At 73.0% G+C, this 25,423-nt stretch carries 21 protein-coding genes; 7 read left to right on the plus strand and 14 right to left on the minus strand.

Features of this window, described 5'->3' with window-relative positions; all coding sequences use genetic code 11:
* Positions 1–260: 260 nt before the first annotated feature.
* Together AB0D04_RS28050 and glpK are read left to right on the plus strand one after the other, a co-directional pair.
* On the plus strand, positions 261–1,028 hold the full coding sequence (locus AB0D04_RS28050) for an MIP/aquaporin family protein (protein ID WP_362708651.1): 768 nt from the start codon (positions 261–263) through the stop codon (positions 1,026–1,028).
* Between the two features lie 52 nt (positions 1,029–1,080).
* On the plus strand, positions 1,081–2,607 hold the full coding sequence (gene glpK / locus AB0D04_RS28055) for a glycerol kinase GlpK (RefSeq protein ID WP_362708653.1): 1,527 nt from the start codon (positions 1,081–1,083) through the stop codon (positions 2,605–2,607).
* A gap of 244 nt (positions 2,608–2,851) precedes the next feature.
* On the opposite strand, the gene AB0D04_RS28060 is transcribed toward glpK, so the two are convergent.
* The 3 genes from AB0D04_RS28060 to AB0D04_RS28070 form a co-directional block, all read right to left on the minus strand.
* Positions 2,852–3,463: an ATP/GTP-binding protein gene (locus AB0D04_RS28060; RefSeq protein ID WP_362708656.1), complete on the minus strand. Its 612-nt coding sequence runs from the start codon at positions 3,461–3,463 to the stop codon at positions 2,852–2,854.
* Positions 3,464–3,657: 194 nt separating this feature from the next.
* Positions 3,658–4,269: a TetR/AcrR family transcriptional regulator gene (locus tag AB0D04_RS28065; RefSeq protein WP_362708659.1), complete on the minus strand. Its 612-nt coding sequence runs from the start codon at positions 4,267–4,269 to the stop codon at positions 3,658–3,660.
* A gap of 64 nt (positions 4,270–4,333) precedes the next feature.
* A complete protein-coding gene (locus tag AB0D04_RS28070; RefSeq protein WP_362708662.1) occupies positions 4,334–5,203 on the minus strand; it encodes an alpha/beta hydrolase in 870 nt (289 codons plus the stop codon).
* Between the two features lie 172 nt (positions 5,204–5,375).
* Here AB0D04_RS28070 and AB0D04_RS28075 point away from each other — a divergent pair, with 172 nt between their 5' ends.
* Positions 5,376–6,200 carry a PP2C family protein-serine/threonine phosphatase gene (locus tag AB0D04_RS28075; protein WP_362708665.1) on the plus strand — a complete coding sequence of 275 codons (825 nt, stop codon included), beginning with the start codon at positions 5,376–5,378 and terminating at the stop codon, positions 6,198–6,200.
* A 10-nt stretch (positions 6,201–6,210) separates the two neighbouring features.
* Positions 6,211–7,212: an MASE1 domain-containing protein gene (locus tag AB0D04_RS28080; RefSeq protein ID WP_362708667.1), complete on the plus strand. Its 1,002-nt coding sequence runs from the start codon at positions 6,211–6,213 to the stop codon at positions 7,210–7,212.
* A gap of 9 nt (positions 7,213–7,221) precedes the next feature.
* Here AB0D04_RS28080 and AB0D04_RS28085 read toward each other — a convergent pair whose 3' ends face one another.
* Genes AB0D04_RS28085 through AB0D04_RS28095 form a run of 3 tightly spaced genes read right to left on the minus strand, consistent with a single transcriptional unit; the run spans position 7,222 to position 11,004 of the window.
* Positions 7,222–7,635 (minus strand): DUF742 domain-containing protein, encoded by a 414-nt coding sequence (locus tag AB0D04_RS28085; protein ID WP_362708669.1) that lies wholly within the window; start codon positions 7,633–7,635, stop codon positions 7,222–7,224.
* Positions 7,636–7,663: 28 nt separating this feature from the next.
* Positions 7,664–8,116, minus strand: coding sequence for a roadblock/LC7 domain-containing protein (locus tag AB0D04_RS28090; protein WP_362708672.1), 453 nt, complete (start codon positions 8,114–8,116; stop codon positions 7,664–7,666).
* Positions 8,113–11,004: a nitrate- and nitrite sensing domain-containing protein gene (locus AB0D04_RS28095; protein ID WP_362708674.1), complete on the minus strand. Its 2,892-nt coding sequence runs from the start codon at positions 11,002–11,004 to the stop codon at positions 8,113–8,115. The genes AB0D04_RS28090 and AB0D04_RS28095 overlap by 4 nt, the downstream gene beginning before the upstream one ends.
* A gap of 374 nt (positions 11,005–11,378) precedes the next feature.
* Between AB0D04_RS28095 and AB0D04_RS28100 the strand changes: the two genes are divergently transcribed.
* Positions 11,379–11,762, plus strand: coding sequence for a hypothetical protein (locus AB0D04_RS28100; protein WP_362708676.1), 384 nt, complete (start codon positions 11,379–11,381; stop codon positions 11,760–11,762).
* Between the two features lie 21 nt (positions 11,763–11,783).
* Here AB0D04_RS28100 and AB0D04_RS28105 read toward each other — a convergent pair whose 3' ends face one another.
* On the minus strand, positions 11,784–12,113 hold the full coding sequence (locus tag AB0D04_RS28105; RefSeq protein WP_362708679.1) for a bifunctional 3-phenylpropionate/cinnamic acid dioxygenase ferredoxin subunit: 330 nt from the start codon (positions 12,111–12,113) through the stop codon (positions 11,784–11,786).
* 170 nt (positions 12,114–12,283) lie between these two features.
* Here AB0D04_RS28105 and AB0D04_RS28110 point away from each other — a divergent pair, with 170 nt between their 5' ends.
* Entirely contained in the window at positions 12,284–13,138 is an 855-nt protein-coding gene (locus AB0D04_RS28110; protein ID WP_362708682.1) for an IclR family transcriptional regulator, read from the plus strand.
* A gap of 241 nt (positions 13,139–13,379) precedes the next feature.
* On the plus strand, positions 13,380–14,465 hold the full coding sequence (locus AB0D04_RS28115; RefSeq protein WP_362708685.1) for an S-(hydroxymethyl)mycothiol dehydrogenase: 1,086 nt from the start codon (positions 13,380–13,382) through the stop codon (positions 14,463–14,465).
* 53 nt (positions 14,466–14,518) lie between these two features.
* Here the strand turns inward: AB0D04_RS28115 and AB0D04_RS28120 are convergent, their stop codons facing one another.
* The 7 genes from AB0D04_RS28120 to AB0D04_RS28150 form a co-directional block, all read right to left on the minus strand.
* The gene (locus AB0D04_RS28120) at positions 14,519–19,225 is read right to left on the minus strand and encodes a hypothetical protein (RefSeq protein ID WP_362708687.1); all 4,707 of its coding nucleotides are present in this window, start codon (positions 19,223–19,225) and stop codon (positions 14,519–14,521) included.
* A 57-nt stretch (positions 19,226–19,282) separates the two neighbouring features.
* Positions 19,283–20,170: a hypothetical protein gene (locus AB0D04_RS28125; protein WP_362708730.1), complete on the minus strand. Its 888-nt coding sequence runs from the start codon at positions 20,168–20,170 to the stop codon at positions 19,283–19,285.
* Between the two features lie 175 nt (positions 20,171–20,345).
* A complete protein-coding gene (locus AB0D04_RS28130) occupies positions 20,346–21,884 on the minus strand; it encodes a hypothetical protein (protein ID WP_362708690.1) in 1,539 nt (512 codons plus the stop codon).
* A 158-nt stretch (positions 21,885–22,042) separates the two neighbouring features.
* Complete coding sequence (gene pcp / locus AB0D04_RS28135) at positions 22,043–22,687, minus strand: pyroglutamyl-peptidase I (RefSeq protein ID WP_362708691.1); 645 nt, start codon at positions 22,685–22,687, stop codon at positions 22,043–22,045.
* Positions 22,688–22,721: 34 nt separating this feature from the next.
* The gene (locus AB0D04_RS28140) at positions 22,722–23,690 is read right to left on the minus strand and encodes a DUF979 domain-containing protein (protein ID WP_362708693.1); all 969 of its coding nucleotides are present in this window, start codon (positions 23,688–23,690) and stop codon (positions 22,722–22,724) included.
* The gene (locus AB0D04_RS28145; protein ID WP_362708694.1) at positions 23,687–24,394 is read right to left on the minus strand and encodes a DUF969 domain-containing protein; all 708 of its coding nucleotides are present in this window, start codon (positions 24,392–24,394) and stop codon (positions 23,687–23,689) included. Before AB0D04_RS28145 ends, AB0D04_RS28140 begins: the two co-directional genes overlap by 4 nt.
* A gap of 114 nt (positions 24,395–24,508) precedes the next feature.
* Positions 24,509–25,252 (minus strand): GntR family transcriptional regulator, encoded by a 744-nt coding sequence (locus AB0D04_RS28150; protein ID WP_362708697.1) that lies wholly within the window; start codon positions 25,250–25,252, stop codon positions 24,509–24,511.
* Positions 25,253–25,423 lie beyond the last annotated feature (171 nt).

Consider the following 25,423-nt stretch of genomic DNA (forward strand, 5'->3'; position numbering starts at 1 on the left):
GGAGCCACGGCGCGGGTGCCGGCACCGGCCGCCCCCGCCGCACCGGCCGGTCCGACCAGCGCGGGCACGGCCGGTTCGGACGGCGTACGGATGCGCCTGTAACGGCGTCACAGTGCGGCCCGTCGCACCGGCCGCTCGGCCCTCAACATCCTCTTCTGTGCGCGACCTTGACGCTCCATCACCTCAGGTGAACACTTCCGGATGCCTGTACGGAGGACCGGACCGGGGGCCGTCCCCCGGGCGAGGGCCAAGGAGCCGCCATGTATTCCACTGGGGACATCTTCGTCGGTGAAGTGATCGGCACCGCGATTCTGATTCTGTTCGGCGCCGGGGTGTGCGCCGCCGTCACCCTGCACTACTCGAAGGCACGGTCCGCCGGCTGGGTCGTGATCGCCTTCGGCTGGGGTCTGGGCGTACTCGCCGGGGCCTACACCGCAGCGCCGCTGTCCGGGGGACACCTCAACCCTGCGGTGACGGTGGGTTCGGCGGTCGCGGGCGGCACCGAATGGTCGAAGGTGCCGCTGTACGTCCTGGCGCAGATGATCGGCGCGCTGATCGGCGCCGTACTGGCCTGGGCGCTGTACTACGCACAGTTCGCCGCCAACGCCGAGCAGGACAAGGCGCAGCCGACGGTGGGCATCTTCTCGACCGGCCCGGAGATCCGCAATCCGGCCGCCAACCTCGTCACCGAGATCATCGCCACCATCGGCCTGGTGCTGCCGCTGCTGTGCTTCGGCGAGAACAAGGGCATCGGCATCGGCCAGGTGCCCGGCGCGCAGGCGGGCGTCTACGGTTCCGGGATCAATGTGCTGCTGGTCGCGCTGCTCGTCGTCGGCATCGGGCTCTCGCTCGGCGGGCCGACCGGCTACGCCATCAACCCGGCCCGCGACCTCGGCCCGCGGATCGCGCACGCGCTGCTGCCGATCCCCAACAAGGGTTCCTCCGACTGGGGTTATGCCTGGGTCCCGGTGGCCGGCCCGCTGATCGGCGCGGTGCTCTCCGGTCTGGTCTACAACGCGGCGTTCTGACGCCGAGGGGTCCGCACACACTCACACCCAGGATTTCAGGAGGCGTGACGGTATGACGGAGCACAGCGGGAACACCGAGAAGTACGTCGCCGCGATCGATCAGGGCACCACGTCGAGCCGCTGCATCATCTTCAACCACGGCGGAGCGATCGTCGCCGTCGACCAGCGCGAGCACCGCCAGATCTTTCCGCAGCCGGGCTGGGTGGAGCACGACGCCACCGAGATCTGGTCCAAGGTGCAGGCCGTGGTGGCGGGGGCGCTGGCCAAGGCGGGGCTGCGCGCGGACCAGCTGAGCGCGCTGGGCATCACCAACCAGCGGGAGACCACGGTCCTGTGGGACCGGGCCACCGGGAAGCCGGTACACAACGCCATCGTCTGGCAGGACACCCGTACCGCCCAGCTGTGCACCGAACTGGGCGGCGCGGACGGCCAGGACCGCTTCCGGGACGCCACCGGGCTGCCGCTGGCCAGTTACTTCTCCGGGCCCAAGGCGGCCTGGCTGCTGGACGAGGTGCCGGGGCTGCGGACCCGTGCCGAGCGCGGCGAGATCGCGTTCGGCACCATCGACTCCTGGCTGATCTGGAATCTGACCGGCGGCACCGAGGGCGGCGTGCATGTCACGGATGTGACCAACGCGGGCCGCACCATGCTCATGAACCTGACCACCCTCCAGTGGGATCCGGCGATCCTGTCGGCGATGCGGGTGCCGGAGGCGATGCTGCCGGAGATCCGGTCGTCGGCCGAGGTGTACGGGACGGCCGTGGGGCAGCTGCACGGGGTGCCGGTGGCCTCCGCGCTCGGCGATCAGCAGGCGGCCGTCTTCGGGCAGACCTGCTACGGCGTCGGCGAGGCCAAGAACACCTACGGCACCGGCTCGTTCCTGCTGCTGAACACCGGCAACCGTCCGGTCCCGTCCAAGAACGGGCTGCTGACGACCATGGGCTACCAGCTCGGCGGTGAGGCGCCGGTCTACTGTCTGGAGGGCTCCATCGCGATCACCGGCGCCCTGGTGCAGTGGCTGCGCGACCAGCTCGGCATCATCGGGTCGGCGGCCGAGATCGAGCCGCTGGCGGCGAGCGTCCCGGACAACGGCGGGGCGTACATCGTTCCCGCGTTCTCGGGCCTGTTCGCGCCGTACTGGCGTGCCGACGCGCGCGGGGTGATCACCGGGCTCACCGGCTTCGTCACCAAGGCGCATCTGGCGCGCGCCGTCCTGGAGGCGACCAGCTGGCAGACCCGCGAGGTCGTGGACGCCATGTACCAGGACTCGGGCGTACGGATCACCCGGCTCAAGGTGGACGGCGGAATGACGGCCAACAATCTGCTGATGCAGCATCAGGCAGATGTGCTGGGCGTGCCGGTGATCCGTCCGGTGATCCCGGAGACGACGTGTCTGGGTGCGGCGTACGCGGCGGGCCTGGCGACCGGTGTCTGGCAGGACCTGGACGAGCTGACGGCGCACTGGAAGCGCGACACGGAGTGGACGCCGCGGATGGACGGCCAGGCCCGGGAGCGCGAGTACGGCAACTGGCGCAAGGCGGTGGAGCGCAGCTTCGGCTGGCTGGACGGGGCGTCATGACCTGGGACGGGTAGGCCCCGGCGTCCGGTGTCCGACGTCCGACGTCCGACGTCCGACGTGCGACGCGCGACGTGCGACGTGCGACGTGCGACGTGCGACGTGCGACGTGCGACGTGCGACGTGCGACGTGCGCCGCCCGATGCGCGAGGCCCGACGTCCGACGTCCCGCCTCCCGTCCGAGCCGCTCGCAGACGTACGGCCCGTGCCCCGGACGGCGGGGCACGGGCCGTACTTCCGCGCCCTGTCAGGGAAGCGCGGGCTCCTGCCGAGGGGCGCTGAGGTGCATCGCATGCTGGACGACGGCGATCAGGACCTCGCGTGCGGAGTCCTTGCGCCGTGCGTCGCACAGCATCACCGGCACCTCGGGGTCCAGGTCCAGGGCTTCCTGGATCGTGGCCGCGGGGTAGTGCTCGGCGTCGTCGAAGCAGTTGACGGCGACCGTGAAGGGCAGGCCGCCCCGCTCGAAGTAGTCGATCGCGGCGAAGCAGTCCTCGAGGCGGCGGGTGTCGGCGAGCACCACCGCCCCGAGGGCGCCGCGGGAGAGCTCGTCCCACAGGAACCAGAAGCGGTCCTGGCCCGGGGTGCCGAAGAGGTAGAGGACCAGTTCCTCGTTGAGGGTGATGCGGCCGAAGTCCATGGCGACGGTGGTGGTGGTCTTGCTCTCCACCCCGTCGAGGTCGTCGACCGGCCGCCCCGCCTCGGTCAGCCGCTCCTCGGTGCGCAGCGGTTTGATCTCGCTGACGGCGCCCACCAGGGTCGTCTTGCCCACGCCGAAGCCGCCCGCGACGAGGATCTTGAGCGTCATCGGGTCGACGGCCGCGGGCCGACGGCGGCGCTCGGAACGCCCGAAGGCCATGGATTCCTTCTCCTGAATTGCCGGGGACACAGCGGATGCAAGGGATGCAGGGGATGCAAGGAGATGCCCAGGGAACGGTACAACGTGCGCTGCGCGGCGCGCACTTGAGGTGCCGCCTCAAGTGGAACGGCGACTTCCCAGAGGCCGCCAACCGGCCCAAAAGGGCGGTGGAGCGGGCCGGTTGAGGCGGGGGGTCAGCGCTGGGCGAGTTCCGCGGGCCGGTCGAGCAGTCCCAGGAGACAGACAAAGCTGGATTCCACGAACGCGCACAGTTCGTCGTGGTCCGCGCCGTCCCCGGCCGGCCAGTTGACAACGGCTTCCTCGGCGAAGGCCATCCAGGCCCGGGAGGCGAGCTCCAGCCGGGGGGCCTGGGGCATGCCCAGCCGCCGCTGGCCGTCGCGGACCCGGCGGGCGAGGGTCTCGCGGGTCTCGTCGAGGATGTCGGTCACCGCGGGATGGCTTCCGGCGGCGCCCCGGACCAGCGCGAGATAGACCTGGCGGTGCTCCATGACGTACGCGACGAAGCCGGCGATGAAGGACCGCATCCACGGGACGGGGGCCAGGGTGGGGTCCGGTTCGGTGGCGGCCATGAAGCGGTCGCATGCCGCGCGGACCACGGCGCGGAAGAAGTCGCGTTTGGAGTCGAAGTAGTGGAAGAGCAGTCCGCGGGAGATACCGGCCCGGCGGGCGACCTCATCGGTGGACAGCTCGTCCAGCGAGCGGTCGGCGAGCATCTCCAGACCGATGCCGACCAGCTGCTCCCTGCGCTGGTCGGGGGTGAGGCGGGTGACCCGCTTGCCGGACATGCCCGCAGTGTACGGGGACCGGCCGGGCCGGAACGATCTCGGTGTGTACCGGCCCGGCGGCCCGTCAGGCGTGCTTGCCCAGGTGGTCGAGGATCTTGGGGGTGACCACGTCCGGGACCTCTTCGGGCAGCCAGTGACTGGCGCCCGCGATCTCCTCGAAGGTGTACGGGCCGTCCACCCACTCCCCCGTCGATTCGGCCGCGCCGCGGCCCAGGGCGACGTCCTCGCTGCCCCAGAGGAAGAGGGTGGGGACGGCGATCCGGCCCGCGGCCACGGAGATGACCGCGGCGGGCGCCCGGTACCAGTTGAGGGTGGCGGTCAGCGCGCCCGGCTCGGCGAGCCGGCGGACATTGGCCTCGACGAGCGCGGCGGGGACCTTGCCGCCGTACGCGGCGCGCAGCCGGGCCGCGTCGTCGGCGAGCAGTGCCGACTCCGCCACGTTGCCGTCCTGCCGGAAGAAGCGGACGTAGTCCAGCCGGTGGTGCTGTTCGGGGTCCCCGGCGGCGGCGCGGTTGAGCGCCTCGGGGTGCGGGGTGGCCAGTACGGACAGCGACTTCAGCCGCTCGGGGTGGGCGCCGGCCAGGGCCCAGGCGACCATGCCGCCCCAGTCGTGCGAGACCAGGTGGAAACGGTCCGCGCCCTGGGAGTCGGCGAAGGCGAGGGCGTCGGAGACGAGCTCGGGCACGGCGTAGTCGGCGATGGCCGACGGGCGGGCGCCCGCGGAGTAGCCGCGCTGGTCGACGGCGACGGCACGGTAGCCGGCCGCGCCGAGGGCGGGGAGTACGGCGCTCCAGGAGTCGGCGAACTCGGGCCAGCCGTGCAGCAGCAGAACGAGTTCCCCGTCGGCCGGGCCCGCCGCGAGGGCGTCGTAGGTGTGCGGGCCGACCTGGAGTTCCAGGCGCTCGAAGGGGGTCGGTGTCGCGTCCGTGGCCATGGCGGCGGTCTCCTCGTGCTCGTTGCTCGTACTGACAGCTGCTCAGCAGGAAGCGTAGCCCGGTGTTGAGTATTGCTCAACAAGGGCGGGCGAACCCCGCGCTCCGGCGGTAACGTGAGAATCCAGCAGCGGTCGGCCGACCGGAACCGGCCATTTCGAAGCGGAGCGTGGCATGAACCGGCGCCGCACCACCCCGGCACCACCGCCCGAAGAGCTGCTGCACCTCCTCGGCTCCCTGACCGGCCGGGTCATGGAGCGGATCAAGCTGCAGCAGGCCCGGGTGGCGCTGGCCGTGGAACTGCAGCGCCATATGCTCCCGCCCGAGCTGCCGGGGGTACCCGGTCTGCAGACCGCGGCCCGGTACGTACCGGCACGGACGGGGCTGGACATCGGGGGCGACTGGTACGACGCGTTCGTGCTGCCGGACGGCTCGCTCGGCTTCGCCATCGGGGACGTCGAGGGGCATGACGTGGAGGCCGCCGCCTTCATGGGCCAGGTCCGTACCGGCCTGCGCGCCGTCGCGGGCGCCACCACCGACCCCGGCGAGGTGCTGGGCCGGGCCAACAATCTGCTGCTGTCGATGCGCTCGGACCTGATGGCCACCTGCACCTTTCTGCGCTTCGACCCGGCCAGCGGCGAGCTGGCCGGGTCCCGCGCCGGGCATGTACCCGCGGTCTGGGGCACGGCCGACGGCGCGGAGATCCTCCACGACGCGGGCGGACTGCCGCTGGGCGTGCTGCCCGGACGGCACTATCCGGTCACCCACCGGCGCCTGACCCAGGTGGGCGCGTTCGTCCTGATCACCGACGGGGTGGTGGAAGGTCCCACCTTCCCCCTCGAGCAGGGGCTGGCGCGGGTGGCCGAACTGGTCGGCGCCTCCTACGACGCGGACGCCGACGACCTGGCCGCCCAGGTGATCGCGGTGGCCGATCTGACCGGGCACCGCGACGATGCCGCGGTGCTCGTCCTCCGCCACAACGGCGGTCCGTACAGCTAGAGGCCTCCCCATGGTGCGCAACGAGTGGTTGAGCCGGCACGGCGCCATGGCCGGGTGGATCCTCGCCGTCGCGGCCGTCTATTACGGCGGCGCCAAACTGGGGCTGCTGCAGGAAGTGGTCCGCGGCCAGGTCACCCCGCTGTGGCCGCCCACCGGTATCGCGCTGACGGCCCTGCTCCTCCTGGGCTTCCGGACCTGGCCGGGAATAGCCCTGGGCGCCTTTCTGGTCAATGTGACGCTGGGGCCGTCGCTGCCGGTGGTCCTGGCGATCGTCGCCGGCAACACCCTCGCTCCGATGCTCTCCTACCGACTACTCCGGAGCGCAGGGTTCCGGGTACGGATGGACCGGCTGCGGGACGCCGTGGCGCTGGTGTTCCTCGGTGCGCTGACCGGGATGCTGGTGAGCGCGACCGTCGGCACCGGGGCCCTGGTGCTCTCCGGGGCGCTGACGACCACCGACTTCTGGCCGACTTGGGCGGCGTGGTGGACCGGTGACGCGATGGGCGTGCTGGTGATCACGCCCGTACTGCTCGTCCTCGGCACGGCCCGGATGCCCCGACGGGCCCGTGTCCGCCCCCTGCGGTGCCTGGAGGCGGCGGCCCTGGGGATCGGCACGCTCGCCGTCACCCAGCTGGCCGTGAGCAGCTCCACCAACCTGCTCTTCCTGGTCTCGCCCTTCCTGATCTGGGCCGCGTTCCGCTTCCGGCACGCGGGCGCCGCCCCGTGCGCGCTGCTGGTCTCCACGATCGCGATCGTCGCCGCTGCCCAGCAGCACGGGCCGTTCGCCCATGTCGACCTGTTCACCACCATGGTCACTTTGCAGGCCTTCAACGGGATCACCGCGCTGACCGCGCTGCTGCTGGCGGCGGTGGTCACCGAGCGGCGCGACACCCACCGCGAGATCCAGCGAGTCGTCGCCCAGCTCAGCGAGGTCCTCGCCGATCTGGATCCGGACGACTCGCTGCGCCAGTGGCCGCCACCGCCGCGCACGAATCCCGACGACGACGGGTGACGGGCCTGGTCACAGCGCCCTCAGACCGTCGATCACCTCGCGCAGCACCTTCTCGTCCGGCAGCTCGGCCGGCGGTACGGGCCGGGTGACCCGTACCAGCTCCGCCTCCAGCAGATCGCCGATGAGCACTCGCACCACGCCCACCGGCAGGTCGAGTTCGGCCGCCAGCTCGGCGACCGAAAGCGGCGCCCGTCGGCTCAGCTCGACGATCTCGACATGCTCGGGCGACAGCAGCTGGTCGGCCACGGCCTGCTCCGCGCGGCTCTCGGCGATCACCTGCGCGATCAGGTCCAGCCGCCCCTCCGCGGTCGTACGGGTGCGCCCACGGGTCATCGCGTACGGGCGGACGACCGGACCCGCGTCGTCGTCGAACCAACGGGCCGCGCCCCGCTCCGGTACGGCGCGGCCGTCCTGATCGCTCATGGCGTCACCGTCGTCGATCCGTCGACGTTCAGGTGACCGGCCCGGACCTGGCCGCGGTGCCCAGGTGCGTACCGACGCGCTTGACCAGCAGCGTCATCTCGTAGGCGATCAGACCTACGTCGGAGTCGGCGTCGGCCAGCACGGCCAGGCAGCTGCCGTCGCCGGCCGCGCTGACGAACAGGAACGCATCGTCCAGCTCGACCAGGGTCTGCCGGACCCGGCCCGCGTCGAAGTGCCGGCCGACGCCCTTGGCCAGGCTGTGGAAGCCGGAGGCGACGGCGGCCAGATGCTCGCCGTCCTCGCGGGTCAGGTCCTTGGAGGCGCCGGTGGCCAGCCCGTCGCTGGAGAGGATCAGTGCCTTACGTATCGAGCCGACCCGCTCCACCAGCTCGTCCAGGAGCCAGTTCAGCTCACCGGCTCCCTTCCCCGACGCCGATGCGATGGCCGATGCGATGGACGCTGCTGCCTTCGATGCGGTCATGGACCGTCCCCTCCCGTTGTGGTTCCTGGTGCCGTGCTGTCACCGTCGTCGCCGTCGCGTGCGGGTGTGCCGCGGCCGGGCCGGTTGCGGTGGGCGTCCTCGTCGCGGGCCGGCTCGCCGTCGTCGGGCCGGTCCCCGGACGCGGTGTCCTCGTTGTCGCGGCGGCCGCGCTGCCAGCCGCGCTGGAGCGAGGCCATCCGGGCCCGTATCTCGTCGGCGTCGCGGTCGTCCGCGGGCTCCTCGGCCCGGCGTTCGCCGTCCTGCCGGGCGGGATCCTTCTTGAGCTGCGGGGCGAGGCTGGCCTGGCGTACGCGGCGGGGCAGCCCGCCCGGCGTCAGCCTGGCGGGGGCGGCCGGGGCGGTTCCCGCGGGGGCGTCGGGGGTGTCTCCCGCGGGCGCCTCCTCGGCGGGTTCGGGCCGCCGGGGGCCGCGCCGCTCCGGGTCCGGCCGCTCGGCGGAGGACCTGCCCTGCGTGTCGGCCCGGCGCGCGTCGTCCCCCCGTGTGCTGTCCCCGCGCGCGTCGTCCCCGCGCGTCTCGCCGCCGCGCGCCTCACCGCCGTCGACCGTCCGCCCGTGGTCGGAGACCAGAACCGGCGGCCTGCGGCGGCGCGGCAGCGGCGCGGGGCCGCCGCCGGGCGCCTGGTCGCGGATCTGCTGATGCTGCTCGCCGGCCGGGACCGGCGCGACGGGGGGCGGTGCGGCCGGGGAGGCGGTCGGTCCGGTCGGCCGGGCAGACGGTCCCCGCCGCTCGCGGCCGCGTTCCCGGGCACGGAAGACGCTGTCCTCGCCGTCGTCCAGGGGGCCCCACCCGTCCCGTCCGAGCGGCGCCTCGAGCTCGACCGGGCCGTCGAGGACGCGCGGGGTACGGCCCCCCGGCAGCGCCGCCGGCCCCTGGGAGAGCGCGGCCAACTTCCCCGCGGCGTGCTCCAGTTCATTGCCGATGCGGTCCGCCGGGCCCAGCGCCTCCGGTCCGGTGTCCTCACGGCCGCCGTCGGCGGTCTCGGTCAGGATCGCGCCGGGGATGAAGACCACGGCGGTGGTGCCGCCGTACGGCGAAGTCTGCAGGGAGACCCGTACGCCCTGGCGCTGGGCGAGCCGGCTGACCACGAACAGGCCGAGCCGGTCGGTGTCGGACAGCTCGAACTCGGAGGTCTCGGCGAGCCGGAGGTTGGCGTCCAGGAGGAGATCGGCGGCCATGCCCAGACCGCGGTCGTGGATCTCGAGGGTGAAGCCGTTGGGCACCCGCTCGCCCAGGACCTGGACGGCGGTGTGCGGCGGCGAGAAGACGGTGGCGTTCTCGAGGAGTTCGGCGATCAGGTGCGTGAGGTCGGAGACGGCGGGGCCGTCCACCGCGAGCCGCGGCAGCCGGCGCACCTCGATCCGTTCGTAGTCCTCGACCTCGGCAACCGCCGCGCGCACCACGTCCATCAGCTGGATGGGCTTGCGCCACTGCCGGGAGGGGGCCGCGCCGGAGAGGATGACCAGGCCCTCGGCATGCCGTCGCATACGGGTGGTGAGGTGGTCGAGGCGGAAGAGGTCGGCGAGTTCGTCGGTGTCCTCGGTGCGCCTCTCCATCGTGTCCAGGAGGGTCAGCTGCCGGTGCAGCAGGACCTGGCTGCGGCGGGCGAGGTTGACGAACACCTCGGAGACGCCGCGGCGCATGTCCGCCTGCTTGACGGCGGCCTCGACGGCGGCCCGCTGGAGGGTGTTGAGCGCCTGGCCGACCTGGCCGGTCTCGTCCGGGCCGAATTCGAGCCGGGGCGACTCGGTCTCCACATCGACCTGCTCACCGGCCGCGAGCCGGCGCATCACGCTGGGCAGGCGTACGCCGGAGACCTCGTGCGCGGCCTTGCGCAGCCGGGTCAGGTCCTTGACGTGCCGGCGTCCGATACGGAACGAGACGATGACCGACACCAGCAGCGCGACAAAGCCGAGGACCCCGGCGATGGCGGCCTTGACGACGACCCTGGTGGCGAACGGCTCGACCCGCTGCTCATAGCGGTCGCCGGCGTCCTTGCCCATCCGGGTGAGGTCGTCGAGCACCTTGTCCGCGGCGGTGTTCCAGCGCTCGGCGTTGACGGCCTGCGGCGCCCGCTGCGCGCCGGCCGCGATCGCCGTGTCCTCGTACGAGGACACCTCGCGCGCCCTGGCCGAGCGCCAGTAGTCCTCGTAGATGCCGCGGTCCTTGACGGGCAGGAGGGTGAGGCTGGTGCCGTACAGGATCCGGCGCTCGGCGATCCGGTCGGCGAGCATACGCAGATCGCGCCTGCTCATGCTGCCGGAGGCGAGCACCGCGGACATCAGCGCGTCCTCGCGGGAGAAGGCCTCGCGGGCACGGGTGACCTGCACCAGCGCGCGGGCCTGCTTGTCCAGGTGCACGCTCTGCAGGCCGTGGAGGGAGGCGAGGAAGTCGTAGTCGGGGTCGACCATGGAGTTGTACGCCTCCAGGGTCTCGTCGCGGCTGACGGTGTTGTTCTCCACCTGTTTGCGCAGGTCGGGGAGTCCGGCCAGCACCTTGACGAGGGTCTGCGCCCGGCTCGCGACATCGCCGTGCAGTTCGTCGAGCACATCGGCGTCCTGGGCATTGCCCCGGAGCCGGGCGATGGCCGCGTCGGTGGCCCGCGCCTGCTCGTGGAGCTGGGTGAGCGCATCGGCGCCGCGCCGGTCCGCGAGATACAGCAGGCTCTGGCGGCGCTCGCGCTGGAGGGCCTGGACGACGTCCTCGGCCGGATAGCCGATCTTCTGCATGACGTTGGCGACATCGAGCAGCTGGTTGGCCTCGCGCCCGGTGATGTACGTCGCGAACGTCCACATGGCCGTCAGGGACACCAGCGGTACGAGCAGCAACGCCACGATCTTCCGGCGGATCGACTTCCCGCGAAAGCGCATGGCCTCCCCTACGTCAACCCCGGCGCACGGGGGTGGTGTTCCGTCAACAAACGGCGTGAGCCTACTACTGACGGGTGACCAACTCGACGGCATGTCCGGGCGTTGGGGAAGTGGGGCGCGACGGGGGCGGCATGAGTTGTCCGCCGATACGCGGACAACATGGCCGTGACCGGGGCTCTTGGGCATCCAAGGATGTCCGGTCGACGGGTTTGGCGGTTGGCCGGATATCTACTACCCCCGGGAACACCTCGCCGGAACGGTGCGTGACCATAAGGGAGGACGGGGTGCGGCACCAGGGGCATGTATCCGGCGCAATCCGGGCAGCCACCGAGGAGTCGGACAGGCGGGGAGAGTGCGGGGAGTGTGACGCTTTCATGGACACCGGCAGGCGCCCCTTGTGGCAGGAGGAGCCGGCGCCCCGGCGCCGGATGGCGGAACCGGTGCGTACGGCCGCGGTCCGCGCCGTCATCATCGTCGCGATCACGCTGATTCAGGCCATGGTGGCGTTCTTGAGCACACTGGCGGGTTCGTGGCTTGCCTTTCCTGCCGTGCTCAGCACGGTCGGCAGCACTGTGGTAGCGACCTGGGCGGTGCTGGATGTGTGGGTGACCCGGCAGGTGTGGGTACAACGGCACGGCGTACAGTCCCAACCCAGCAGTACGGCACGGGAGTTGCGCCGCGAGCGGCGGCGGGCGCGCCGGGCGGCGGCGCGGAAGACACGGGACGAGCCGTCCCGGATCGACCGCGCGGCCGCCTGAGCGCGGCGGGGATCACGCGGGTTACGCCACCGCCTCCTCCCGTACGGCGGGCCGGACATGGATCATTCCGTCCACGACGCTGACCTCGTGGGTGCGCACGGGCCGGCGGGCGGGCAGACAGGTCGGCGCTCCGGTGCGCAGGTCGAACAGCGCCGCATGCAGCGGGCATTCGACGAAACAGCCCTCGACCCAGCCCTCGGAGAGCGAGGCGTCCTGATGACTGCAGGTGTCGTCGACGGCGTAGAAACCGCCCTCGGCGTGGAAGACGGCGATCGCCGGTGTGGTGTCGTCGATGTCGATCCGTACGGACTCGCCCTCGGGCAGGTCCTCGATGCGGCAGACGGGAATCATCTGGCCCCCCTCGCGCTGATCGGTATCATGGCGTTTTGAATAACGCATCGCAGAGCGCGATGCGCAACAGAATCCAAGTCGGGGGGCGGGCCGTCAAGGGCTTTCCGGAGATCCGGACAACCGCCCTGGTACGCACCCCGGCCGGCCAACGGGCGGTGACGCAAACACCCATGTCGAACACGTCGCACACGTCTCATTCATCGAATACGGCGAAGACAGCGAGCACGTCGGGCGAGACTGCGGAGGAACGGCCCGAGGAGCGGCGCGGCGGGGCGGGCTCCGTCCAGTCCGTGGACCGCGCGGTGAGCGTGCTGGAGATCCTGGCCCGGCTGGGCGAGGCCGGGGTGACCGAGATCTCCGAGGAGCTGGGCGTCCACAAGTCGACCGCGTTCCGGATCCTCGGGGTGCTGGAGAACCGCGGGCTGGTGGGGCAGGAGAAGGAGCGCGGGAAATACTTCCTGGGCGCCGGGGTGCTGCGGCTGGCCGGCGCGGCGGCGATCCGGCTGGACATCTCACAGGAGGGCCAGCCGGTGTGCCGGGCGCTGGCCGACGACACCGGGGAGACCGCCAACATCGCGGTGCTGGACGGCGATGCGGCGGTCAACATCATGCAGGCCCGGGGCGCCGCCGCGGTGACCGCCTACAACTGGCTGGGCCGCCGCACCCCGCTGCACGCCACCGCCAGCGGCAAGGTGCTGCTGGCGCATCTGCCGCGGGACCGCCAGGAGGCGCTGGTGACCCGCAAGCTGGCCCGTTTCACCGAGAACACCCTGACCACACCGGCCGGGCTGCGCACACAGCTGACGGCCGCGTTCGAGGACGGATTCGCCCGTTCCACCGAGGAGTTGGAGATCGGGCTGAATGCGGTGGCGGCGCCGGTGCGGGCGCACGACGGCGGGGTGATCGGGGCGATCGGCGTCTCGGGACCGGCGTACCGGATGGAGCGTGCCCTGCTCCCGGAGCTGGCGGAGCGGTCGGCGAAGGCGGCCGCCGATCTCTCCCGCCGGATGGGGTACGCGGGGTGACCGGCCAGGTCGGCCGGACAGCGGTCGGACAACGGGCGGAGAGCAGCCGGAGGCCGGTCGGGCAACCGGGGCGGACCCCGGTCCGATCCCGGTCCGGCAGCGGAAAAACACCTCTTGACGGATCCCTGGCGGACTTCCAGCATGTCTCCCATGGCGCAACGCATCGCGCCATAAGCAACTTTGGGGCGACACCGCCGCCACGCTGACGGATCGCCGTCCGGGCGTTGTTGAGGAGTGAGACATGCCGTACGAAGTCCGCGCCGCCGTCGCCGTCAAGAAGGGCGCGCCCGCCGAGGTGCAGACGATCCGGGTGCCGGATCCCGGTCCGGGGGAAGTGGTGGTCGCCGTACAGGCCTGCGGCGTCTGCCACACCGATCTGCACTACCGCGAGGGCGCGATCGGGGACGACTTCCCCTATCTGCTCGGCCACGAGGCGGCGGGTCTGATCGAGGCGGTCGGCCCCGGCGTGACGGACCTGGCCCCGGGCGACTACGTGGTCCTCGCCTGGCGGGCGCCCTGCGGCCAGTGCCGGTCCTGCCGCCGCGGCCGCCCGTGGTACTGCTTCGACTCCCGTAACGCCGCCCAGCCGATGACCCTCCTGGACGGCACCCCGCTCTCCGCGGCCCTGGGTATCGGCGCCTTCGCCGAGAAGACGCTGGTCGCGGCCGGGCAGGCGGTGAAGGTGGACCCCGCAGCGCGTCCTGAGGCGGCCGGGCTCATCGGGTGCGGGGTGATGGCGGGTTACGGCGCCGCCGTCCACACCGGGGCCGTCGGCAGCGGCGACACCGTCGCCGTCATCGGCTGCGGCGGCGTGGGCAACGCCGCCATCGCCGGCGCCTCCCGGGCCGGCGCCCGGCGCGTCATCGCCATCGACCTCGACGACGGGAAGCTGGACGCGGCCGAGCGGTTCGGCGCCACCGACACCGTCAACTCCCGTGGTACGGACCCCGTCGAGGCGGTACGCGGGCTCACCGGCGGCCACGGCGCCGATGTGGTGATCGACGCGGTGGGCCGCCCGGAGACCTACCGGCAGGCCTTCTACATGCGCGACCTTGCCGGAACCCTCGTCCAGGTCGGCGTCCCCGACCCCGCGATGCAGATCGAACTCCCGCTCATCGACCTGTTCTCCCGCGGCGGCGCCCTGAAGTCCTCCTGGTACGGCGACTGCCTGCCCAGCCGCGACTTCCCGGTCCTGATCGACCTCTATCTGAGCGGCAAGCTCCACCTGGACCGCTTTGTCACCGAGACCGTCGGCCTCGGTGACCTCGAGGCGGCCTTCGCCAAGATGCAGCGGGGCGAGGTACTGCGCTCCGTCGTGGTGCTCTGAGGGTCCGCCGACCGAGGGACCAGCAGCTGAGGGACCCGCCCCTCAGCGGTCCCTCACCCGTCGGATCCCTCCGGAGCGTCCTCCGGCCCCGTCTCCTGCTGAGCGGGTACCTGCGGCGCATCCTCCGGGCGGCGGTACATCCGGGTCGCCGTGATCTGGCCGTGCACCGCCTCCCCGGCCGGGTCCTGCTGCGGAAGGCCCGGCCGCAGATGCTCCTCGACGCTGATGTACTTCAGCCCGGCCCGCAGGTCCGCGTCATTGCGCAGCCGGATGACCAGCGGGAACTCGGCGAGCGCGGTGGTGTCGAAGAGCCCGGTCGTATAGAGCAGCTGGACGCCCAGGGCGTCGGCCACCGCCCGCTGGAGCTCCAGCAGATAGGTGGCGTTGGCGCGGCCGATGGGGTTGTCGAGGAACAGCGTGCCGGCGTGCCGCTGCTTGTCGCGGCCCCGGTCGTTGCTGCGCAGCGCCGCCATCGTGCAGTACAGGGCGATGGCGGCGGTCAGCAGCTGGCCGCCGGAGAAGACATCGCCCATCTGGCCGACGGGCACCCGCTCGGCGCGCAGCACCGCGTCCGGCTTGAGGATCTCCACGGCCACGCCGCGCGGCAGCAGCGCCGCGCCGACCCCGCGCAGCAGCAGGGACATCCCGTCCCGGCGCAGATCGCTGTTCTTCTTGACGGCCGAGCGGGTCGCCTCGTCGATGACCTCGCCCAGCCGCTCGGTGAGCGTGGCCTGATCGGGGTCCTCGAAGCGGATCCGCAGGAACTCCTGCCCCGACCACTCCCCCAGCCCCTCGGGCAGCCGGGACAGCCGCTGGGCCGAGCGCAGCGTCGTCAGCGACGACTCCACCAGGCCACGCAGCCGGTCGACGATGGAGCCGCGGTTGCGCTCCAGCTGCGCCAGCTCGTCGGTGAGCACCCGCAGCCGGGGCGCGAAGGCCTGGGCCCACTTGACGGCGTGGTCGGGCAGGGCCGCGGCGGGCAGCTCGCGGATCTGCTGGCGGGCGGGGGTGCGGACCTGCTCGTAGCGGGTGGAGTTGGCGTGCCGTACGAGGATGTCGGAGGCCTCGCGGACCGCGGCGTCGGCGGCGGAGAGGTCGGCGGCGCAGCCCCGCAGCGAGCGGCGGGACTCGGCCGCGGCCTGCCGGGCCTCGGCCAACTGCCCGGCGTACGGCTCGGTCTCGGCACCCGCCGCCTCCGCAGCGCCCTCGGTGTTCTGGTGGTCTCGGATCAGATCGCGCAGCAGGGCCGCGGTCTCGTCGAAGCCGCCGGCCGCGTCCTCGGCGGCGCGGTGGCCGCGCAGCAGGTCCTCGTGCCGGTCGCGGGCGGCCGCCAACGCCTCGTTGGCGGTGCCCAGTTCGCCGTTGGCGGTGCGCAGCAGGGCCTTGGCGCGGTCGGCGTCCTCGGGGACCAGCTCGTCCGGCAGCTCGGTGTGCGCCTCGCCGTCGCCGGGCGCCAGCCGCTCGGCCTCGCCGCGCAGTCGGCCGAGCTGTTCGCTGGCGGTCGAGGCGCGGCTCTCCAGCATCTGCACCAACGATTCGGCGCGGCCCGCGGCTGCCTGGCGGGACGGGCCGTCGGCGGCGTCCGGGCTCTGCAGGAGCGCCTCGGCGCGGGTGCGGACCTTGTTGGTGAGACGGTTCAGCTCGGCCAGAGCGGCGGACTCGTCGCCCTCCGCGCGGGCCTGCTCGGCGCGCAGGTCGGCGCCGACGCCGACCTTTTCGTAGAGCTGGGAGGCGGCGCGGTAGGCCTCGCGCAGCGCGGGCAGGGACGCCTTCTCACCCTCGGGGGCCTGACCCAGGTCGTCCGGTACGCCGGCGATCTCGGCACGCTCGGCACGCAGCGCGCGGGCGGTGCGGCGGGCGTCGTCGGCGGCACGCTGGGCGGCCCGGCGTTCCTCGTCGGCGGATCGCGCGCGGTCCACGCACTCCTCGGCACGGGCCTCGAACTCGGCCGTCTCATCGGCGAGTTCGCGCAGCCGTGACTGCCAGGCGGCGCGCTCGCGCAGCCGGTGGGCGAGCCCGGCCAGCAGGTCGGCGGCCCGGCGGGCACGCTGCGCGGTCTCCTGGCGTTCGTCGCGCACCCCGACGGCCTCCGCGGCGACCTCGTCGGCCTCGGCACGGACCGTACGGGCCTCGGCCAGCTCGGCCGCGGCCTCGTCGGCGTCCGTACGGGTCCGCTCCGCGGCGGCGGCCAGCTCGGCGAGCCGCCCGTCCGGGCATCCCGTACGCCATGAGGCGAGTCGGGCGGCCAGCGCGCGGTCCCCGGCGAGCCGGGCGGCGAGCCCGCGGATCTCCTCGTCGCGCTCGGCCGCGCGGGCGCGCAGCGCCTGCCGCTCCTCGTCCGCCGCCGACTCGTCGTGCATCGCCGGGTTCGGCGGGACGAGGAAGACGCCACTGTCCCGGCCGTCGGGGGCGGGGGTGGGCGCGAGCAGCGCGGCGGCGGTGCCGACCGCGACCGCGGAGCGGGGCAGCAGCGCGGCCTGCGCGAGGACGTCGCGGGCCCGTGCGTGGGTGTCGGGATCGGTGATGATCACGCCGTCGACCAGCTCTGGGCGGGCGGCCAGCACCCGGGCGTGGTCGGCGGGGTCGACGGACTGGGCGAGATAGCGCCAGCCGGGCAGCGCGGGCACGCCGTGCTCACCCAGGTATTCCACGGCCGCGAGCACATCGGGCCCCGGCGGCAGCAGCCCGCCGTCGCCCAGTGCGCCAAGGATCCGGGAGTCGTCGGCGGCGGCCGTGCGCAGGTCGAACAGCTGCCGCTCGGCCGCGGCCACGCCGTCCTCGAGCAGTTCGCGCAGCGCCTCGGCACTGCGGTCCAGCTCCTCGGCGGTGAGCTGCCCGGCGACGGGAGCGTTCCCGTCCGTACCGGCGACGGCCGTACGGGGGCCGGGCAGCGCCACGGAGGCGGCCTCGGGGAGTCCGAGGAGATCGGCCAGCCGCCGCTCGGACCCGATCGACTCGGCGGCGCGGCGCTCGGCGTCGTACGCGCGCTCCGCGGCCTGCGCGGCATCCTCGGCGCGGGCCGCCGCCAGCTCCGCGGCGGAGTGCCGGGCGGCGGCCTCGCGAGCCCGGTCGGTGGCCTGCCGGGCGGCTTCGCGGGCCGCGTCCCAGGCCGCCACCTCGGTCTTCTCGGCGTCGGAGGCGGCGAGCGCGGCGCGGGCCGGGTCGGCGTCCGGGGCGGAGTCGTCCAGCCAGCCGGCCCGGACGGCCTCGGCGGTCTCCTGGGCGACCTCGGCGAGGCGCTGCTTGAGGTGATCGGCCTCGCTGCGGGCGCGCTGGGCGTGGGTGGCGGCGGCGGTCGCATCGCGGTGCGCGGATTCGCCGGCCTCCTGGAGGGCGGCGGAGCGCTCCTCCTCCTCGTTGGCGATCCGCTCGCCCGCCTCGGCGGCGGAGTGCAGCGCGCGGACGAGGTCGGTGGCGGCGGTGGCGCGGGCGGCGAGCGCCGGAGCGGCGTCGCGCTCGGCCTCGCGGATGGCGACGGCGACCCGCGCGGAGCGGTCGGCCGCGGCGCGGTGCCGCAGCGCGATCTCGGCGGCCTGCCAGGCGCTGTGCAGCGTACGGGCGTCGTTCAGCTCGCGGCGCTGGGCGGCGGCGCCCTTCTCGGCGGCGGCCAGGGCCAGCGAGGCGTGGCGGTAGGCCAGCTCGGCGGAGACCAGGGAGCGGCGCTCGCGGGTGCGCTCGGCGTCGGTGACGCGGTGCGCCGCGGCGGCGAGCTGTTCGGCCAGCTCGGCGGCGCGGCCGCGCTCCTCGGTGCCGCGTGCGTGCAGCCGCTGGGCGAGGCCGCGGGTGCGGCGCTCGGCCCCCGCATGCACCTCGCGGGCCCGTTCGCGCTGCTCGGCGGCCTCGGCGATCCGCGACAGCAGGTCCAGCGACCCGGCGGTGAAGTCCCGCTCGGCGGTCAGCTCGGCGCGCCGGCCGAGCTTGTGCGCAAAGCCGTGGACGAGGTCGGCGAGGCCGTCGGTGTCGCGGGTGTCGGTGACGGCGCGCAGCAGCAGGTCGGTGAAGTCGGAGTCGTTCTTGACGGCGAACAGGCCGGCCGCCTCGCCCTCGTCGGCGTTCATCTCCCGCTGGTAGCGGAACAGCTCCGGGTCCAGGCCGAGGACGCCCAGGTGCTCGTTCCAGCGCTCGTGGATCTCCTCCCACACCACGTCCAGATTCGGGTAGTTCTTCCCGGCCTCGGTGAGGACGTCGCGGAAGCCCTTCATCGTGCGGCGGCGGCCCTGGGCCCCGGAGGACCCCTCGCCGTGCTCCTGGCGGGGCCGCACGATGGTGGCCTCGGCCACCGGGAGGGAGTCCAGGCTCATCCCGGGGCCCGGCCGGAAGCTGTACCAGGCCTCGGCGAACTTGCGGGGGTCGTTGGAGACCTGGCGGCCGCGCCATTCGCTGACCTTGCCGACGACGATGCTCTCGCCGGTGAGGACGTGCTGCCACTCCAGGGCGACATGGCCGCAGTCGTCGGCGAGCAGGAATTTGCGCAGAACGCCGGAGCTGGCGCCGCCCAGGGTGTTGCGGTGGCCGGGCAGCATCACCGAGAAGATCAGCTTGAGCAGTACGGACTTGCCGCCGCCGTTCTCCAGGAAGAGCACGCCGGCCGGGGCCGGGCGGCGCGGCGGGCCGACCGGTTCGTCCTCGAAGAAGTCCGCCTGGGCCGGGGCCGGTCGGGGCACGGGCGCGCCGACTCCGCGCAGGTCCAGCACGGTGTCGGCGTAGCGCGCACCGGCGGGCCCGATGGAGTAGAGGCGGACCCGGGACAGCTCGTACATGGCGGACTCTCGTTGTGGTGTCGGGAAGGGCGGGTCGGGCGGGCGGAACGGGGCCGGTCAGCCGGAGTGGAAGGGCAGTCCCGCGTCGGAGACCAGGTCGAGGTCGTCGGTGTCCTCGCCGGGCAGCAGGGAGCCGCTGCCGTCGGCGACGGGGACCACCCCCAGTTCCAGGAGCTCGGCCATGGCGGCGCTGCCGGCCATGTCGCGGACCTGGAGCTGGTAGCGGGCGGTGGTGCGGTAGGCGCCTCCGGCGTCGTCGCCGGTGCGCTGGAGAAACCCGGAGTCGACGAGGAAGGTGACGGCCTTGGCGATGATGCCGGTGGTCGACCCGGCCAGCCGCCGGGCGTCCTTGGTGGCGCCGGTCGCGCTGCGCCGGGCGTAGACCCGCCAGGCCGACTCCAGGCCGGGGGCGTCGCTGACCGGGTCGGTGTTCTCGCCGTCCTGCTCGGCGCGCTCCTCCAGGCGGCGGCAGGCCTGCCGTACGAAGGCGTCGACGCCGTTGACGGTGATCCGGCCGATGTAGCCGTCGTCGGCGAGGTCCTCGGGGCGGGGGAAGGCGAGCGCGGCGACGGCGAGATGGGCCAGGCCGTGCAGGAAGCGGTCGGCGGAGTCGGCGGAGGCGCGCCGGGCGTAGTCGCCCATCCGGACGGCGAAGAGGGAGTCCTCGGCGGCGGTGACGGCCATCCCGGCGCGGGTGGAGACCTCCAGGACGATCAGGCCGAGTCCGGTGGCGACGGCGTCGGCGAGCCGGGCGAAGGCGGGTTCGTCGCGGTAGCGGCGCAGCAGCTCGGCGTACTCGACGTCGCGGGCGGGCAGCAGCTTGGGCTGGAGTCCGAAGGAGACCAGGCGGGCGGCGTCCGCGGCGTCGGCCGGGCTCAGCGGCGCGGGGGCGGTGACGGCCGGCGTCTCGTCCGCGGGCGCGCCCCAGGACGCGGCTTCGCCCACGGGCTCGGGCACCACCGGGTCGGCGGCGGCGTACTCGGTCACGGTGCAAGCTCCTTGTGCGGGTTCCGGACGGCCGGGCGGGTGAGCGGCTGCGGTATCTGTCGGCGCGGGGACGTCGCCCTTGGGGACGTCGGCCGCGGGGGCATCGGCCTCGGGGGCATCGGCCTCGGGGGCATCAGGCCACCTCCGAGCGGCCGGCGGCCATCCCGGCCGCGTCCAGCAGCGCCGTGCCGACGATCAGGTCGGCGCCGCCGAACTCGGGGTCGGTCAGCTCCGTGCCGTCGTCGACGGCGAAGAGCAGCTGCGACTCGCCCTGGCGGTAGGCCGTGCCGACCGGCGGGCTGGCCGCGTGCACCGCCAACAGTGCAACGAGGTACGGGAGTTCGGGATCCTTGCGGCGGGCGTCGGCCAGCAGCCCGGAGAGCCGGCGGGGCGCGTCGGCGGGCAGGTCGAGCAGTTCCATCGCGGCGTCCAGCTGCTCCTCGCTGAAGCGGCTGTCGTCGGGCGTGGCCACCAGATCGGGCTCGGGCATCTCGGCGCCGAGATGCTCGCGCTCCAGGGGCGGGGTGAGCAGCACCTCGACGAGATCGCCGACGCGGACCGCCGAGGGGGTGCGCAGGCCCGTCCCGTGGGCGAAGAAGGCATCGGTGACGCGGATGGCCCGCTCGGCGGGCAGCGGCAGCAGCGGGGCGACCAGCTGGCCGTAGAGGTCGAGGCCGGAGCGGGCGGTGGGGGCGGCGAAGGCCTGCCGGTCCTGTTCGGCGCGGAAGAGCGGGCCGGCCTCCAGCAGCCGGGACTGGAGCTGGGTGTGCCGGCGGATGCAGTCCTTGACGATGTCGACGAGCTCGGCGGCGCGCCGCTTGTGCTCGCCGGTCTTCTGGTCGACCGCCTCGGCCTCGTCGCGGGTCTTGCGGATGTTGGTGAGGATGGCGTTCTCGTGGCGGTAGCGGTCCGCGACGTGGTCCAGTGCCTCGGCGATCATGTCCGGGACGGTCTGCAGCCAGTCGACCGCGCGGACGTTGCGCCGGGTGGCGTCGAGGGTTTTGCGCAGGGTCTCGGCGTACTGCACGGTGCGGTAGCGGGCCTGCTCGGCGGCGAGCTGGGCGTCGGCCAGCCGGCCCCGGTTGATCAGCACCTCGAGCTTGACCTCGGCGGCGATCTGGGCGCTGGTGACGTCCGTGTCGAGCGCGCCGACCAGGACGTTGACCGCTTCGTCGGTGGCCCGGAGATAGACCGTGCCGCCGGGGCCCGGCACCTCCTCGATCAGCTTGAAGTCGTAGTCGCGCCGGACGTACTCGCCGTCGGTGGTGAAGGTGCCGTAGACGGCCCGGAAGCCGCGGTCCACGCTGCCGACGTTGATCAGGTTCTCCAGCACCCAGCGGGCGACCCGCTCGTGCTCGCCCTGGGGGCGGCGGGGGGCCTGGGCGGCGACCCGCGGGAGCACCTTCGCCACTATCTCTTCATGATCGGCGCCGGTGTCGAAGTCCATGTTGAGGGTGACGAGGTCGATGACGGCGAGCGCCACCTCCGCCATCGCATAGACGCCGTACTCGCCCGCGAGGTTCGCCTTGCGCGCATCGAGGTCGTGCAGCGGCGCGGTGCACGCCAGGGCACGCAGCCGACGGGCCAGGCCTTCGTCGGCGGCCGGGCCCGGCGCGGGCCGGTTCGGCCCGTTGAGCTGGGGCGCAGCGGCCCCCGAGGCGGGAAAAGTCACGTCGCACAGAGTAGGCGCTCGCACTGACAACGGACGAAACGGCGCGGTTCGCACCGCGAAGGACCCGCTGGTGGAACCGCCACCGGGCTCCTTGACCGACCCGCCGGCCGGCCGGCGGGTCAGTCTACGGTGGCCGCATTCCGCGCCCCGCCCCGCCCTCAGTGCGTGGCCCCCTCCGCCACCCGGAGGTCGGTACGGACACGGGCGGCCGTCGCCGCGATCTCCCGCAGCGCCCGTGCCACCGAAGCGACGGACAGTGACGGCTGGGCCCGGTCGACGACCTGCTCCGGTGCGTACGGGACGTGCACAAAGCCGCCCCGTACGCCGGGCAGTTCGGTGGCGAGGAGATGGGCGAGCCCGTAGAAGACGTGGTTGCAGACGAAGGTGCCCGCGGTGTTGGACACCGAGGCGGGCAGCCCCGCGGCGCGGACCGCCGCCACGCACGCCTTGATCGGCAGGGTGGAGAAGTACGCCGCGGGTCCGCCGGGGACGATCGCCTCGTCGACCGGTTCGGCGCCCGCGGCATCCGGGATCCGGGCGTCGTCGATGTTGATGGCGACGCGTTCGACGGTGATGTCGGGGCGGCCGCCCGCCTGGCCGACGCACACCACGATCTCGGGGCGGGTGTCCGCGATCGCGGTGCGCAGCGCGGTCAGCGCGGCTCCGTAGACGCAGGGCAGTTCCACGGCGGTCATCTCGAGGCCGGCCGGCGCCCCGTCGGCGGCGGCGCGTACCGCCTGCCAGGAGGGGTTGGTCGCTTCCCCGTCGAAGGGCTCGAATCCGGTCAGCAGCACCCGGGTCATACGGAGCTCCTCGTCATGCGGTGCCCCGACGGGCTCAGAAGGCGAACAGGGACATGAGGACGATGTTGCAGCCGAGCAGCACGCCCGCGGTGGGCAGCTGGGCCTTGATGGGCCCGTACTGGTCCTTCAGTTCCAGCAGGGCCGCCGGGACGAGGTTGTAGTTGGCGGCCATGGGGGTCACGAGGGTGCCGCAGAATCCGGCCAGCATGCCGATGGCCAGGACGGCGGCGGGGTTGCCGTCGAAGTGGCCGACCAGGACGGGCCAGCCGACGGCGGCGGTCATCACCGGGAAGGCGGCGAAGGCGTTGCCCATGATGGTGGTGAACAGGAACATCCCCACGCAGTAGACGATGACCGCGACGTAGAGGGAGTCCTTGGGCAGCACGCCGGCCGCGAGCTTGCCCACCTGGGTGCCGACGCCGGAGACCTGGAAGATGGCGCCCAGCGTGGCCAGCATCTGCGGCAGCAGCATCGCCCAGCCCATCGCCTCCAGCAGGGAGCGGCCCGACCGTACGGGCACCGCTATCCGCTTCTCGCGCAGCATGATCATGCCGACGACCAGGGCGACGACGGCGCCGAGGCCCAGGCCCAGGATGGTCTCGCTGCCCTCCTGGAGGACCGGTTCGCCCCCGAAGGAAAGGTGCTTGACGCCGATGGCGCAGGCCAGCGCGACGACCGGGATGGTGAGTGCGGGGACGAAGAGCTTGTTGCCGAGCCTGGCGGCGCTGGCGACGCGCTGTTCGGGGGTGGTGGTGCGCGGGATGCCGCGCCCGGTGCAGCCGAAACCCGCCAGAGCGGCCATGACCAGCACCGCGACGCCCAGCGGCGCGGCCGGCGCCTGCTTGGCGGCGACCCAGCTGCTGTAGATGAATCCGGCGCCGATCAGGCCCCAGAAGGCGCCGGTGCCGAACCGCTTGGGGTTGGTGCGGTCGGTGAACATCTGGGCGGCCATCACCAGGAAGCTGAGGCCGACCAGCCAGTAGAACCACTCTGCCTTGATCACTGGGCGGCCTCCACCACGGCGGATTCGGCGTTGGCGGTGCGCAGTTCGCGCTCCAGCTGTCGGTCCAGGCGCAGCAGCCGCCAGCCGTGGACGACAAAGGCGCACACGGCGGTCGGGATCGCCCACAGCGCGAGGTGCAGCGGCTCGAGGTGGGTGCCGTAGGTGGTGTTGACGAATCCGGTGATCAGCAGGATCGAGCCGACGGCCAGGAAGATGTCCTCGCCGAAGAACAGGCCGACGTTGTCCGCGCTGGCGGCGAACGACCTGAGCTTCTCCCGTGCCCGGTCCGGGAGTTGGCCGTGTTTCCGCTCGGCGGCGCCCTCGGCCATCGGTACGGCGAGCGGACGGACGGTCTGGGCGGGGCCGAAGACATTGGTCAGGCCGACCGCCGCGCCGATCTGCCGCAGGCCCAGGTAGAGGGCGAGGAAGCGCCCGGTGGTCAGCCTGGCGAACCGGGCGATGAGGTTACGGGCCTGTTCCTGGAGGCCGTAACGCTCCAGGAGGCCGATGACCGGGAGGGTGATGGCGAAGATCGTCACCGCCCGGCTGTTGGCGAAGCCGTCGCCGAAGGCGGCCAGGACCTTGCCGGGCGACAGCCCGCCGAGGAAGCCCGTGAGGATACCGGCCACCCCCACGACCAGGAGGGGGTTGCGTTTCGTGGCGAAGCCGACCACCACCACGAGCACGCCGAGGAGCACAATCATGGGCCCGCCTTCCGCGTACAGGGACCCCACGGACCGTGAGGGGAATGCCGAGGAGGTTAGGCGATTGTTCAACGATCCGACAAGGGGTCGGCGGGGGCGAACTCCGGGCGTGCCTCACCCCTCCGCGATGCGCTGGGCGTACGCCCCCGACAACTGGCCGCGCGAGTCCTCCAGATAGGCCAGCAGCAGCCGCTCGGCCCCGGCGGCATCGCCCGCCAGCAGCGTGTCCGCGATCTGCCGGTTGCGGACCAGATACGGGGCGTAGAAGCGCTGCGGATCGTCCATGACGTGGAAGACCAGCCGGAGTTCGGCCAGCACCCCGCGCATCAGCTCATCGGTGCGCGGGCTGCCCGCCAGGGCGACGATCGCCTGATGAAAGCGGAGGTTGGCGGTCGACAGGTCCTCCCAGGCGCGCTCCGTGGCGGCCTGCTCACCGGCCCGCACCGCCGCGTCGATGGCCTCGATCGCCTCGCGCACCCCGGTCTCGTACGGACCCTGCCCCAGCCCGCGCACCGCCGCGCTCTCGACGATCATGCGCACCCGGAAGATGTCGTCCAGGTCCTCGACCGTCACGACCCGCACGAACACCCCGCGGTTGAGCCGGTGCTCCAGCAGCCGCTCGTGCGTGAGCAGCCGGAACGCCTCCCGCAGCGTGTTGCGCGAGACGCCCAGCGCGCCGCCGATGCTCTCCTCCGACAGCCGGGCGCCGGGCGGGAAATAGCCCTCGGTGATCCGGTCCCGCAGGATGTCGGCGACCCGCTCGGCGGTGCTGGAGCGCCCGAGCAGGGCCCGGTCCGACTCCAGACCCGAGACCTCGGCCAGCCGCCGCTGATCGTTCTTCGCCACTCCGCCGGCCATTGGTGCTCCCCGCCGTCCGTCCGCTGTCGTGTCGTGCCCTGTCGTGCCGTGCCGCCTTGGCGGAAGTCAATCCCAGATGGGAGAACGTGACAACACACCTCTTGTCGGATCGTTCAACGATCCAGTACGTTGGCCGGCGCCCCTGCACGTGCGCGCACCCCGGAACGGACA

The organism is Streptomyces sp. NPDC048483 (genome assembly GCF_040651455.1).
In the GTDB taxonomy this organism is placed as follows: domain Bacteria; phylum Actinomycetota; class Actinomycetes; order Streptomycetales; family Streptomycetaceae; genus Streptomyces.